Origin of the sequence: Saccharothrix sp. BKS2 (assembly GCF_047689505.1) — a bacterium.
Classification (GTDB): Bacteria; Actinomycetota; Actinomycetes; order Mycobacteriales; family Pseudonocardiaceae; genus Actinosynnema; species Actinosynnema lopnurensis.
The window spans coordinates 26,719-40,136 of record NZ_JAUQOL010000026.1 but is presented as its reverse complement, the minus strand read 5'-3'; the positions used below and the strand labels follow the sequence as shown (position 1 = coordinate 40,136).

Here is a 13,418-nt window from a genome sequence, read left to right as displayed (position 1 = left end):
CTTGACACCGATCACCAGCGGTCCGCGTCGCCGACGGCGGACCGCGCTAGTCCTGGCCACCACCACCGTGCTGCTCGGCGGCGTCACCTCCGCCCTGCCGCCCGCCGCGTCGGCGGCCACGGTGGACACCGGCGCCACCTACGTGCTGGTCAACCGCAACAGCGGCAAGGCGTTGGACGTCTACGACCTGGCCACGGCCGACGGCGCGCGGATCTCGCAGTACACGCGCAACGACGGGGCGTGGCAGCAGTGGCAGTTCGTCGACTCCGGCGGCGGCTACTACCGGCTGAGGTCCCGGCACAGCGGCAAGGTGCTGGACTTCACCTCCACCGCCGACCGGACCGGCCTGGTGCAGAACACCGACGCCAACCGCACCGGCCAGCAGTTCCGCCTGGCCGACTCCGACGGCGGCCACGTCCGGCTGCTCAACCGGGCCGCCGGCAAGGCCGTCGACGTGCTGGACTTCTCCACCGCCGACGGGGCCCAGCTCATCCAGTGGCCCGACACCGGCGGCACCAACCAGCAGTGGCAGCTGGTCAAGCTGGGGTCCAGCGCGCCGGGGACGTTCACCAACCCGATCAAGCGCAACGGCCCGGACCCGTGGCTCCAGTTCCACAACGGCTACTACTACCTGGCCACCACCACGTGGAACTCCACCATCACCATGCGCCGCTCGCGGACGCTGGCCGGGTTGTCGAGCGCGGCCGACCAGGTGGTGTTCAACCTCTCGGGCCGCCCCAACGGGTGCTGCAACATGTGGGCGCCGGAGTTCCACCTTCTCAACGGCCGCTGGTACCTGTACTACGTGGCCGGGCAGAACGTCCAGGACTTCAACCCCACCCAGCGGCTGCACGTGCTGGAGTCCTCGGGTTCGGACCCGATGGGGCCGTACTCGTTCAAGGCCGACCTGGGCAACACCTGGGAGCTGGACCCGAGCATCCTCCAGCACGGCGGGAAGCTGTACCTGATGGGCAGCGCGACCGACGGCACCCAGTCGTTGACCATCACGCCGCTGTCCAACCCGTGGACGATCAGCGGGTCGCGCCGGACCATCTCCCAGCCGACGCTGTCGTGGGAGCGGCAGACCCACCCGGTCAACGAGGGCGCGGAACCGCTGTACCGCAACGGTCGCACCATGATCGTGTACTCGGCCAGCGCCTGCTGGGGCCCGGACTACAAGCTGGGCCTGCTGACGCTGACCGGCTCCGACCCGCTGAACCGGTCGCACTGGACCAAGTCGCCGAACCCGGTGTTCCAGCGCAACGACGGCAACGGCGTGTTCGCCCCGGGCCACAACGGGTTCTTCAAGTCGCCCGACGGGACGGAGGACTGGATCGTCTACCACGCCAACGACAGCGCGGGCGGCGGCTGCGACATGAACCGCTCCACGCGGGCGCAGAAGTTCACCTGGAACTCCGACGGGACACCGAACTTCGGCACCCCGGTCCGGCTGGGCACGCAACTCCCCGCCCCCTCGGGTGAACCCGCCGCCTGACCTCGGCACCCCCGGTGGCCGGCGGCGCCCTTCCGCCGCCGGCCACCCCGGGCGGGTTCGGCACTGTCTTGTCGGTCACCCCGGGCGGGTCCGGCGCTGTCCTGTCGGCCATCCCGGTTGGGTCCGGTGACGTCCTGCCGCCGGTGACCCCGGCCGGGTCCGGTGCCGTGCTGCCGCGACCGCCCGTCGGGGATACGGTGGGACCCCGGTGGCCGATCCCGGCCGCCGGGGTCTTCGCGGGAGGGGAATCGCTTGTGGGGTCGGTCGTCCGCACGGGAAGCGCGACACCTGGCGGCGGTGATCCCGCTCGTCCTGCTCGCCGGGTGCACGGCCGGGCCGATCGGTCCGGACCGGGCCGCGCCGAGCGCCGCGGAGGTCACCGCGCCCTCGGCCGCGCTGACCGTCCTGGACGTGGGTGACGGCGGGGACGCCGCGATCGCGACCAGCGCCGCCCTGTTCCGCAGCGCGCCCGTCGTCGTGGTGGCCGGGCACCCGGACGCGGCGGGTGCGGGCGCCGTCGCGGAACGGCTCGGCGCCCCGGTGCTCCTCGCCCCCTCGGGCACACCCGCTCCGCCACCGGCGACCGACGCCCTGCGCCGCGAGCTGACCAGGCTGTCCCCGCGCGCCGTGCTCGCCGTCGGCGCGGGGGTGCGGCCCGTGGCCGAGTCGACGGCGGGCGACGTGCCCGTGCTCACCGTCGACACCGCGACCGCCGAACTCCCCGAGGGCCTGCCCCGGACCGACCCGCCCGCGCCGGTCGGGGTGACCGTGCTGGTGGACACCACCCGGGACGACGCGGCGGCGGCCGCCACGGCGCGCGCGGCGGGCGCCCGGGTCGTCGGTGTGCGCGGGGCCGACCCGCGCGCCGACCCGGCCGCGATCGAGGCGCTGCGCGGCGCCCCGCCGACGGCCGTCCTGGCGGTGGGCGGGGACTTCGGCCCGGCGGACCGGCTCCGGGCCCGGCTGGACGTGGCCTCCCGGGGTGTCGAGCTGCCGGGCGGCGGCCAGGTGCTGTTCCCCGGTCGGCGGCTGGTGTGCCTGTACGGCCACCCCGGCGCACCCGCCCTCGGCGTGCTCGGCGAACAGGGCGTGGACGCGGCCGTCGCGCGGGCCAGGGAGGTGGCGGCCGGGTACGAGCCGGTCAGCGACGTCCCCGTGGTGCCGGCGTTCGAGATCATCGCCACCGTCGCGCAGGCCGCACCCGGTCCCGACGGCGACTACTCGGGCGAAGCCCCGGTCGAGTCCCTGCGGCCCTGGGTCGAGGCCGCCGGGCGGGCCGGCCTCTACGTCGTGCTCGACCTGCAACCCGGTCGGGCCGAGCTGCTGGACCAGGCGAAGCGGTACGCGCCGCTGCTGGAGCTGCCGCACGTCGGCCTCGCGGTGGACCCGGAGTGGAAGCTCGGGCCGGACCAGGTGCCGCTGGAGCGGATCGGCGGCGTGGACGCCGCCGAGATCAACGAGACCGCGGCCTGGCTGGCGGCCCTGACCGCCCGCAACGCCCTGCCGCAGAAGCTGCTGGTGGTCCACCAGTTCCAGCTCTCCATGATCCGCGACGAGCGGTCGCTGGTGACCACCCACGACGAGGTGGCCGTGCTGATCCACATGGACGGCCAGGGCACCACCGGTCAGAAGACCGCCACCTGGGACGCCGTCGTCGCGGCGCGTCCCCACGAGGGTTTGCCGATGGGGTGGAAGAACTTCTACGACGAGGACCGCCCGATGCTCTCCCCGGAGCAGACGATGCGCTACCGGCCGGCGCCGGCGATGATCTCCTACCAGTAGGCCGCACCGGTCGGGGTCGTAGGACGAAACGGGTGAACCGGCCGTGCGGTCCATTGCCCCTCGCGGACGGGTGTGGGAACACTGGGTTCCCCAACCACGTGAGGAACGGGTGCACATGAGGCTTCTCAAGAGGATCATCCGGCGTCGCCCCTTCTCGTCCCCCGGCTACTACGCCTACCCGGCGGTGTGAACCGGTGCCGCCCGGGGAGTGCCCGCCGACGGCGTCCCCGGTCGGCCCCGGTTCGGGAACGTGAGGGATCCCCGGGAGGAGCTCCTCGCCGCGGCGAGGGCCGGCGACGGCGTCACCGAGCTGCGGCCCGGCCTGTGGCTGGTCACCGACCCTCCCTCGACCGCGCGGCTCCTGGCCTCGCCGGACGCGGTGACCGGCAGGAGCGCGCCGCGCCGCGACCTCACCTCGTGGGGCCCGGACGGCGCCGCCACCTGGATGGCGGTCCGGCGCGCCCTGCGGCCGGTGCTGACCGCCCCGCACCTCGAACCCCTGCTCCCGGCCATCGCCGAGCAGGCCCGGCGGACCACCGCGGCCTGGCCCGCGCCCGGGGTCGTCGACGGGGTGCGCGCGGCCGTCCGCCTGGTGTCCGACGCCACCCTGGCCCACCTGCTGGGCGCGCCCTCGGCCACCCTCTCCGCCCTCGTGGACGAGGAGCTGTCCGCCGCAGGGCGCACCCGCGCGGTGCTCGGGCGGCCGGTGCTGGGTCGGCGTAGCCTGGACCGCGCCCGGCGGGCCACCTACGACGCCGTCCGCCACCGGGTCCGCGCCGACCGCGACGGCCTGCCCGCCCTCCTTGCCGCCCACGGCTTCGAGGAGCACCACGTCACCCTCGCCGTGCGCACCCTGCTGCTGTCGGGCCACCACGTCCCCGCCGCCGCCCTCGCCTGGACCTTCCACCGGTTGGCGCTCCACCCCGACGCGCAGGACCAGGCCCGAGCGGAGGCCCTCGCCCACCCGGAGCCGGGCGCCGACCTCCCGTTCTGCCGGGGCGTGGTCCGGGAAACCCTGCGCCTGCACCCGCCCGTGTGGCAGCTGCGGCGACAGCTCCGCGCGCCCGTCAACCCCCTGCCGGCCGGCGCGACCGCGGTGTTCAGCCCCTACCTCAACCACCGGGACGCGGCCGCCCACCCCGATCCCGACGCCTTCCGCCCGGAGCGCCGGCACCTCCGCCCGGCCCTCGGCAGCTACCTCCCGTTCGCCCTGGGACCGCGCTCCTGCCCGGCGTCCCGGACGGCGCTCGTCGAGCTCACGGTGCTGCTGGCCGAGGTGCTCAAGACCCACCGGCTGAGCCGGCACCGGGACCCCGGCCCGTCGCGCGGCGTCCTCTACGCCCCGGACGGCCTCGCGCTCCGCGTGGTCCCCGTCGGCGCGTAGCCCGGGAGCTGCGGTACGGTCCGTTCGGAACGATCCGAACAAAAAGAACGGACACCCGTGGACGCCTCCGGCAAGCTCGTCGTCGCCGTCACCGGAGCCAGTTCCGGCATCGGCCTGCGCGCCGCCCGAAGACTGGCCGAGGAGGGGCACCGCGTGTTCGCCCTCTGCCGGGACCCGCGGCGGGGCGAGGAGGCCCTGGCCCGGATCAACGCCACCGCGCGGGAACCGGCGCGGCTGGTGCTCGCCGACCTGGCGGAACCGGGCTCCCCGGACGCCGCCGCGGCCGCGGTCGGCGAGGGCGCCGACCGCCTGGACGTGCTGATCAACAACGCGGCGAACTTCGACCAGACGTTGCGCGAGCCCCACCGCACCGCCGACGGGCACGAGCTGATCTGGGCGACCAACCACCTGGGGCCGTTCCGGCTGACCGCCGCGCTCAGCGGGTTGCTCGCGGCCTCACCGCGCCCGAGGGTCGTCAACGTCGCCAGCAAGGGCCTGCTCACCACGCCCCGCATCCGCATCCGCTTCGACCAGCTGGACGGCCGGGGCTGGTACGGCCCGACCAGGGCCTACTACCACTCCAAGCTCGCGCAGGTCATGATCAGCTTCGAGCTGGCGGTGAGGGCTCGGGGTCGCCTGGACGTGGCGTGCGTCCGGGTGCCCGCGGTGCGCCTGGACGCCGACCGGGTCGCGAACCTGCCCCGGTTGTCGCGCGTGCTGTACGCGCCCAAGAACCGGCTGGCGGCCTCGCCGGAGGACCTGGCGGCGACGTACGCGCGGATCGCCGGGCGCGAGGACGACTGGTCACGCCACGCGGGGGCGGGGGCGCGAGGGGCCCTGCGCGGGATCTACGTCGACGAGCGGGAACGGCCGGTGGACGCGCCCGCGTTCGCCTACGACGCGGCGGCGCGCGAACGCCTCTGGTCGGTCACCCAGGCCGCCACCGGCGACCCCTCGTGGGCCTGGTGGGGGAACTAGTGGAGGACGCGCGGGCGGTCGAACGGGCGGAGTTCGTCGAATCCGCCGGGCTGTACTTCGAGCGGCTGGGGTTGAGCCGTACCTCGGGCCGGGTCCTCGGGCACCTGTTCGTCGAGGAGAGCGGGTCCGCGGACGCCGCCGAGCTGTGCGCGGCCCTCGACGTGGCCAAGAGCACCCTGAGCGTGTCCCTGGGCCGGCTCGAACAGCTCGGGCTCGTCCGGCGGCACCGCCCACCGGGCCGCAAGCGTGACCACTACCGGGTCACCGAGGACGTCTTCGGGCACGCGCTCAAGTCCAAGGTGTCCGAACTCGCCGAACTCGGCGGCGTGCTCGGGCGGGGGCTCCACGCGGCCGAGGGCAGCCCCTCGGCGGTGCGCCGCCTGCAAACCATGATCGACATGAACGAGTTCCTGCAACGGGGGTTCTCCGGGCTGCTGGAGGAGTGGGACGCCCGGGGCGGACGCGGTCCGGTCGGGTAGGCGGTAAGGTCCTCGGTGGTGTGCCGGGAAGCCTGGTCGGCGTGGATCTGCCGTCGTCCGGGATCGGGGGCCGCTCATGGCCGGGTACGTCGTCATCGTCGGCCGCCGCGCGGCCGGGTGCTCGCGCGAGGGGCTCCTGCCGTGGTGAGCGGAGCGGCCGGCACCGCCGTCGGCCCCATGGTGATCGCGGCGGTGGAACAGCACCACCCCCGTGTCCGGCGACTGCTCGACGACCCGCTGGCCGCCTCGGTGCTGCCGCCCGTGTCGAGGTGGGTGGCGCGCCTGGCCCGCCGACCGCGCGTGCGCGAGTGGCTGGTCGACGCCTCGGAGCGCAACGCGCCCGGCATCTGGGGCGGCATCGCCTGCCGGAAGCGCTACATCGACGACCAGGTGGTCCGCGCGCTGGCCGACGGCATCGGGTCCGTGGTGGTGCTGGGCGCGGGCCTGGACACCAGGGGCCACCGGTTGGTGGCCCCGGCGGGTGCGACGGCGTTCGAGGTGGACCTCCCGGCCAACGTCGAGCGCCGGCGCGGGCGCCTCGGCGACCGGGACGGCGTGGTCCCGGTGCCGGTCGACCTCGACACCGGGGACCTGGGCGCCGCCCTGGCCGCGCACGGTCACCGGGTCGGGGACAGGTGCCTGTTCGTGTGGGAGGGGGTGACCCAGTACCTGACCGAGGAGGGCTTCCTCCGGACCTTCGACTTCCTGGCCGGCGCGGCGCCCGGCAGCAGGGTGGTGTTCACCTACGTCCGGCACGACTTCGTGGACGGCAGCGATCGGTACGGGGCCGACGCGCTGCACCGCCGGTTCGTCACCAGGCAGCGCCTGTGGCGGATCGGCGTGCGCCCGCGCGACGTGGCCGGCCTCCTGGCCGGGTACGGCTGGCGGAAGGTCGAGGACGTGGGGACCGAGGAGTTCCTGGCGCGCTACGTCCGCCCCACCGGTCGGGAGGTCGCGGTGTCGCCGCTGGAGCGGACGGTGCTGGGGGAGAAGCTCTGAGCGGTACCGCCGCGAGGACGCCACCGGCCGGAAGAGGAGCGTTTCGCGGACGCCTGGCCGGTGCGCTCGTCCCACCGCGGTGGACGAGGAACGACGAGCGTCAGTCGACGACGTCCCGCTGGTGGACGTCCGGGATGCCGTCGCGGTCGTCGTCGCGGGTCTCCTCCTCGTGGATGCGCCGGTAGACGCGGTTGCGGGCGCGCAGGATGACCGTGGCGACCAGTGCGGAGAGCAGGGAGCCGAGCAGGATGCCGATCTTGGCGTCGTCGTAGGGCGCGGTGCCCTCGCCGAACGCCAGTTCGCCGACCAGCAGGGACACGGTGAACCCGATCCCGCCCAGCACGGCCAGGCCGACCACGTCGATCCACGCGAGGTCGTCGTCGAGTCTGGCGCGGGTGAACCGGGACACCAGCCACGTGGCGGCGGTGATGCCCACCACCTTGCCCACCAGCAGTCCGGCGATCACGCCGAGGGCGACGGTGTCGGTCAGCGAGGAGGTCAGGCCGTCGAGCCCGCCGAGGGCCACGCCGGAGGCGAAGAAGGCGAACACCGGCACCGCGATCCCGGTCGACAGGGGCCGGAAGCGGTGCTCGAAGTGCTCGGCCAGCCCGGGGCCCTCGCCGGGGCTGCGGCGGATCACCGGCACGGCGAAGCCCAGCAGCACGCCGGCCACGGTCGCGTGGACCCCGGAGGCGTGCATGAACCCCCAGGTCATGGCGGCCAGGGGCAGCAGCAGCCACCACGACCGCACGCGTCGCTGCACCAGCACGGTGAACAGCGCCAGCGGCACGAACGTCAGCAGCAGCGGTGTCACGGCGAGGTCGTCGGTGTAGAACACGGCGATGATCACGATCGCGATCAGGTCGTCGACCACGGCGAGGGTGAGCAGGAACGTCCGCAGCGCCGTGGGCAGGCACCGGCCGATCACCGCGAGCACCGCGAGGGCGAACGCGATGTCGGTGGCGGTCGGGATGGCCCACCCGGACGCGGCGCCCGGTGTGCCCAGGTTGACCAGCACGTAGACCAGGGCGGGCACCGCCACCCCGCCGAACGCCGCGGCCACCGGCACCGCCGCGCGTCGGGGGTCGCGCAGGTCGCCGGCCACGAACTCGCGCTTGAGCTCCAATCCGGCGACGAAGAAGAAGATGGCCAGCAGCCCGTCGGACGCCCAGTGCCCGACGCTCAGTTCCAGGTGCAGGGGTGCGAAGCCGAACTCGAACTCGCGCAGCGCCTCGTAGGTCGGCGCCCACGGCGAGTTGGCCCACACCAGCCCGAGCATCGCCGCGACCAGCATGATCACCCCGCCGACGGTCTCCATGCGCAGCACGTCGGCGATCCGCTTGGCTTCGGGCCAGGTCCCCCGGTCGAACAGCTTGGTGGTGGTGCGAGGCACGGGCGGCTCCCGGGGTCGTCGGATCACATCGCCGACCAGGCTTCCCGGCACACCATGCCCGAACACGGGCAACACCCCGACCTTACCCGGTGGTGCGGCACATCGGGGTATGGGCCACCGGTCCCGGGGTCGGCCTGCCCTGCGGTTCCGGACCCGCCCGCCGCTCCCCGGGGTCGGTGGTAGGTGAGGACCGGCTCACCGGGCTCCCGCGTCGGCGGCCACCGCCCGGATCCGGCGGACCGCCTCGTCGACACCGCCGTCCCAGGGCGCGCCGTGGCCGGGGACCAACCAGGTCGCCCGCAGGTCGACCAGGCGGTCGAGGGAGGCGAGGGCCTCGCCGGGGTCGTCGGTGAACGGGGCCGGCTGGGGACCGCGCCGGCCGGTCAGCACGTGGCGGGTGGTCAGCGCGTCGCCCGCGAAGACGGCGTCGGCGACGGGGACGTGGACGGCGATGCTGCCGGGGGAGTGGCCGGGCATCCCGATGACCCGCGGCGCGCCCGGGAGGTCGAGGACCTCGCCGTCCGCCACCTCGGTCACCTCGGTGAGGTAGGTGGTGCGCAGGCCGCCCTTGCGCGCCGTGTAGCCGAGGAAGCGGGCCACCGCCCCGAGCTTCACCGGACCCCGGGTGGGCTGGGACTTCGTCTCGCCGCGGGCTCGGGCGGCGTCGGCGCCGTGGACGAACACGGGAACACCGTGGTCGCGGCGGAGGCGTTCGGCGAAGCCGAGGTGGTCGGTGTCGCCGTGGGTGAGGACCACGCCCCGGACGTCGTGGGGGGAACGGCCCAGCGCGGCCAGTTCGGCGGTGAACTCGCGCCAGTGGCCGGGAAGACCGGCGTCGATGACGGTGACGCCCTCGTCGGTCGCGATCAGGTGGACCGCGACCAGGTCGTTGCCCACGCGGTGCAGGTTGTTGCCGAGCTTCACGGGTGCGCCTTGTCGTCGGGGGCGGGTGTTGATGGCTACGGTACATAGCCATCATGGCTATCGTCCATAGCTATGATGGACGCGACACCACCGCCGACCGGAGGGGCACCGATGCCGACGCCCGAACGGACCACGCTCGCCGACATCGTCGGGGCGGCCCGGGACATCCTGGAAGAGGGGGGACCGGCGAGCCTGACCATGCAGGCGGTCGCCGTGCGCGTGGGCGTGCGGGCGCCGTCGCTCTACAAACGGGTGCGCAACCGCGACGAGCTCGTCCGCCTGGTCACCGAGGCCGCCGTCCGCGACCTGGGCGGGCGGCTCGACGCGGTGGCGGTCGGCGGGGACGCCCGCGAGGACCTGGCGGAGCTGTGCCGGGCGTTCCGGGCGTTCGCGCACGCGCGCCCGGCCGGCTACCGCCTGATCTTCGCCGCGGGACCGGCGGGGAGCAGGCCGGAGGTCGGTTCGCTCGCCGCGGCGGCGGCGTCGGTCCTGCGGGTCGCCGAGGAGCTGGCCGGGCCCGACGAGGCCCTGGAGGCGGCGCGGATGATCACGGCCTGGGCGCACGGCTTCGTCAGCATGGAACTGGCGGACGCGTTCAACCTGGGCGGGGACGTCGGACGCGCCTTCGAGTACGGGATCGCCCGGCTCGCGGACTCGCTCGCGGGTCGTCGCACCCGGTCCTTCCCGTCGGTAAATGACGGTTAACCCGTTTGCACGGTGATTGATTCACCTGGCGGTCGCGATACTGGGTGTCCCTGCAACGCCTTCCCGTGGAGGCCGCCTTGACCACCCGACCCGTCTCCGGCGCGTCCCTCGCCCTCGCCCTCGCCCTCGCCGCGGCCCTCGCCTGGTCGCCACCCGCCACCGCCGCCGAACCCCCCGACCTGACCGAGGTGGTCGTCGCCGAGATGCGCGAGCGCGCCCCGGTCGCCGCCGCCGCCGGCGACCGGACCGCCCGGGTCGCCGCCGACCGCCGGGCCGGCGACTGGGCCTTCGGCACCGCGGTGCTGACCACCCGACCGGGCTCCGAGCAGCTGCCCGAGGGGTGGCTGTTCCTCGCCCACCGCGCCGGCGGCGCGTGGACGGTCGCGCTGGAGGGCGAACCCGCGTTCGCCGACCTCGCCGGCCGGGCCCCGCTCGTCGGCGAGGAGGAGCGGGCGCTGCTGGTCCGCCAGGACGGCCGCCGGGACGTCGGCGCCACCGCGGGCAACGACCTGCGCACCGGCATGGCCCTGCCGTTCGCGGTCGGCCAGAGCTGGAGCATGACCAGCGGCCCGCACGGCTGGTCCGGCAGCGCGGCGCCGTGGAGCTCGCTCGACCTCGCGGGCGGCGACCAGCGCGTGCTCGCCGCCCGCGCCGGCGCGGCTTACACGATGTGCACCGGGTGGCTGCGCGTGATCCACGACCGGGGCTACGCCACCGACTACTACCACCTGTGGAACAGCATCAGCGTCAACGGCGCCGCCGTCGGCCAGGGCGCCTTCCTGGGCAACACCGGCACGGACGTCACCTGCGGCGGCTCCGCCTCGGGCCGGCACGTGCACTTCGGGCTGCGCCAGCACAACGCCTACGTCGGCATCGCCCAGCACAACATCGGCAAGTGGGTGCCGCAGGCCGGCGGGGCGGCCTACCAGGGTTCGGCGCTGCACGGCAGCGCGCGCGTCAACGCGGGCGGCGCGCTGTACAACTACGGCGCGCTCGGCTTCACGCAGGGCGTCGTCGACGCCAACGGCGGCGGGACCGTCAACAAGCGCACCGGCCCCGGCACCGGCTACGGCCTCGCCGGCGCCGTGGCGGACGGGACCACCGTCGGCATCGCCTGCTCGGCCAACGGCACCAGCCACACCGGGAGGTGGGGCACCTCCGCGCTGTGGAACCGGCTGACCGACGGCACGTGGGTCTCCGACGCCTACCTGTGGACCGGGGTGAACGGCGCGCTCAACGGCAACTGCTGACCCCCTCGGGGCCCTGCGCGTCCAGGGGCCCCGAGGTGAGGTGCCGGCGTCCGGAAGAGTCCACACAGGACGAAACGGGGTTTCGCCCGGGGCGTCCGCCACCCGAACTTCCTTTCCACACCACGTGGAATCCCGGTGCGTCCGAATGCGGGCACTTCGTGGTTCCCGGCCACGCGGTGCAACGTTTCGGTTTACCTTGCGATCGTCAGGTGTGCGCCGAGACGGGTGGGGGTTGGGGTGACGGGCGGATCGGTTCCGCGAGAGGTGCTCGACACCCACCGCGCCGGGGAGCGGGACGGTCGGGAGAAGTGGCGGGTCCGCATCCGGCGGGCCGAGGACGGCCGGGTGCTGGGCGCGGGGGTCCTGGTGAGCCGCACGAACGTCCTCACCTGCGCGCACGTGGTGGCCGACGCGGAGGAACTGCTGGTCGACCCGGTGGAGGTCCCCGGCGCGCCGTCCTCCCGCGCCCGCGTCGTCGACGGGTTGTGCGTCCCGGAGGCGGAGGGTCCGCGCGGGGACGTCGCGCTGCTGCGGCTGGAGACGCCGCAGCCCCCTGGTCACGTCGCCGCGCTGCGGCGCATGGCGTTCACCCGCGACCGGCCGGTGCACGCGCAGGGCTTCCCCCGCGGCCTGGACAACGGCGTGTGGACCAGGCTGACGCTGTTCGGCCACTCGGGGGCCGAGTGGTTGCAGATGAACCTCCGGACCGAGACCGAGCAGCAGGTGCGGGTCGGGTACAGCGGGGCCGGGGTGACCGACGACGCGACCGGCGCCGTGCTGGGGCTCGTGGTCGCCAAGTACCGCGACAGCGCGGCCGGCCTGTCCTGGATGATCCCGGTGGAGGCCGTCGTCGCGCACCTGCCGGTGGTGGAGAGGTGGGTCGTCGGCGACACCGGGATCGACCCGCTGTTCACCGACGTCTCGGCGGTGCCGGCGGGCAACGCCGACTGGGTGCGCGAGTGGCTGCGCCACCGCGGCCGGGGCGCGGCGGTGCTGGTGGTGGTGGGCCCGGAGCTGTTCGCGGTGCGGCAGGCGGTCGCGGCGTCCGGCGTGCGGTCCGACCGCGGCGACCCGGGCGGCGTGGACCTGGCGCTCGACGTGAGCGGCCGCACGGTGGACGAGGTGTCGCGGCGCATCGTGGACCGCGCGGGCCTGCCCACGTCGGCGGTGGAGAGCGCGAGCGACCGGCTGCGGGCCGACGCGCCCCCGGTGACGATCGTGCTGGACGGCGTCGACGAGGCCGAGGAGCCCGCGGCGCTGGTGGAGGAGGTGATCCGGCCGGTGCTCGACGGCGGCGGCCGGATCGTGCTCGGCTTCCGGCGCGACGACTCGGCGGGGCTGTCGGCGGCCGGCGCGCTGGTCGCCGGGTTCGTGGCGGAGCGGTTGGAGGCGCTGGCGCGGCGCATCGACGTGCTGCCCGCGGACACGGACCTGCCGCTGCGGCTGATCGTGCTGCGCCAGGCGGTCAAGCGGTCCCCGGTGCTCGCCGCCCGGCGGCTGGACCAGTTCGAGAGCGCGGTGGAGCGGGCGGAGCGGCGGGCGCGCAAGGCCCGCGCGGTGGACGACGCACGAGGGTTGCTGGAGGCCACGCGCGCCGGCGCCAACGAGGCCGGGCTCGACGAGGACATCGTGCTCGCCGGGCTGTACCGGCTGGCGGACGAGGCGTTGAACGCCGACCCGCCGGACCGGGCCGCGGCGATCGCGGCGGTCCGCGCCTACCTGGACGCGGTCCGCCGGGCCCGCGAGGCAGGGGGAGCGGCACCGGCGGGTGAGCCGGGTGGAGCGGGGAGGTCCGAGGAAACGGGTGGGCCCGGGGAAACGGGTGGGCCCGGCGGAACGGGGAAGGCGGGGCGGCACCCGGGAGCGGGGCGGGCACGCCGAGCGGAGGAGGACGGATGACGGCCTGTGCCCGACCGGGGTGCGCCGGCTCGATCGACGAGACCGGGTACTGCGACACCTGCGACCTCCCGCCGCTCCTCGTCGCGCCACCGTCCGCCACCCCACCGTCCGCCGCCCGGTCGACATCGGG

General features: G+C 74.9%; 11 protein-coding genes. 9 read left to right on the top strand and 2 right to left on the bottom strand.

The window, feature by feature from the left end:
• Nucleotide 1: 1 nt before the first annotated feature.
• From Q5530_RS36165 to Q5530_RS36140, 6 genes are all read left to right on the top strand, one after another.
• Nucleotides 2–1,495, top strand: coding sequence for a family 43 glycosylhydrolase (locus tag Q5530_RS36165; protein ID WP_415367399.1), 1,494 nt, complete (start codon nucleotides 2–4; stop codon nucleotides 1,493–1,495).
• 297 nt (nucleotides 1,496–1,792) lie between these two features.
• Nucleotides 1,793–3,277: a hypothetical protein gene (locus tag Q5530_RS36160; RefSeq protein WP_415367397.1), complete on the top strand. Its 1,485-nt coding sequence runs from the start codon at nucleotides 1,793–1,795 to the stop codon at nucleotides 3,275–3,277.
• A 250-nt stretch (nucleotides 3,278–3,527) separates the two neighbouring features.
• Nucleotides 3,528–4,661 carry a cytochrome P450 gene (locus tag Q5530_RS36155; protein ID WP_415367396.1) on the top strand — a complete coding sequence of 378 codons (1,134 nt, stop codon included), beginning with the start codon at nucleotides 3,528–3,530 and terminating at the stop codon, nucleotides 4,659–4,661.
• Nucleotides 4,662–4,718: 57 nt separating this feature from the next.
• Nucleotides 4,719–5,639, top strand: coding sequence for an SDR family NAD(P)-dependent oxidoreductase (locus Q5530_RS36150; protein WP_415367395.1), 921 nt, complete (start codon nucleotides 4,719–4,721; stop codon nucleotides 5,637–5,639).
• Entirely contained in the window at nucleotides 5,627–6,118 is a 492-nt protein-coding gene (locus tag Q5530_RS36145; protein WP_415367393.1) for a GbsR/MarR family transcriptional regulator, read from the top strand. The genes Q5530_RS36150 and Q5530_RS36145 overlap by 13 nt, the downstream gene beginning before the upstream one ends.
• A gap of 144 nt (nucleotides 6,119–6,262) precedes the next feature.
• Nucleotides 6,263–7,117, top strand: a complete 855-nt coding sequence (locus Q5530_RS36140) for an SAM-dependent methyltransferase (protein WP_415367392.1) — start codon at nucleotides 6,263–6,265, stop codon at nucleotides 7,115–7,117.
• 100 nt (nucleotides 7,118–7,217) lie between these two features.
• Here Q5530_RS36140 and nhaA read toward each other — a convergent pair whose 3' ends face one another.
• Both nhaA and Q5530_RS36130 read right to left on the bottom strand, forming a co-directional pair.
• A complete protein-coding gene (gene nhaA / locus Q5530_RS36135; protein ID WP_415367391.1) occupies nucleotides 7,218–8,510 on the bottom strand; it encodes a Na+/H+ antiporter NhaA in 1,293 nt (430 codons plus the stop codon).
• Between the two features lie 195 nt (nucleotides 8,511–8,705).
• The gene (locus Q5530_RS36130; protein ID WP_415367389.1) at nucleotides 8,706–9,434 is read right to left on the bottom strand and encodes an MBL fold metallo-hydrolase; all 729 of its coding nucleotides are present in this window, start codon (nucleotides 9,432–9,434) and stop codon (nucleotides 8,706–8,708) included.
• Between the two features lie 111 nt (nucleotides 9,435–9,545).
• Here Q5530_RS36130 and Q5530_RS36125 point away from each other — a divergent pair, with 111 nt between their 5' ends.
• The 3 genes from Q5530_RS36125 (at nucleotide 9,546) to Q5530_RS36115 (ending at nucleotide 13,288) form a co-directional block, all read left to right on the top strand.
• Nucleotides 9,546–10,139: a TetR/AcrR family transcriptional regulator gene (locus Q5530_RS36125; RefSeq protein WP_415367388.1), complete on the top strand. Its 594-nt coding sequence runs from the start codon at nucleotides 9,546–9,548 to the stop codon at nucleotides 10,137–10,139.
• A gap of 77 nt (nucleotides 10,140–10,216) precedes the next feature.
• Nucleotides 10,217–11,389: a hypothetical protein gene (locus Q5530_RS36120; RefSeq protein ID WP_415367387.1), complete on the top strand. Its 1,173-nt coding sequence runs from the start codon at nucleotides 10,217–10,219 to the stop codon at nucleotides 11,387–11,389.
• A 264-nt stretch (nucleotides 11,390–11,653) separates the two neighbouring features.
• Nucleotides 11,654–13,288 (top strand): trypsin-like peptidase domain-containing protein, encoded by a 1,635-nt coding sequence (locus Q5530_RS36115; RefSeq protein ID WP_415367385.1) that lies wholly within the window; start codon nucleotides 11,654–11,656, stop codon nucleotides 13,286–13,288.
• Nucleotides 13,289–13,418 lie beyond the last annotated feature (130 nt).

Excerpts from the sequence above, each read along its gene's own strand:
- Q5530_RS36125 (WP_415367388.1), top strand. The coding sequence starts at position 9,546 with ATGCCGACGCCCGAACGGACCACGCTCGCCGACATCGTCGGGGCGGCC.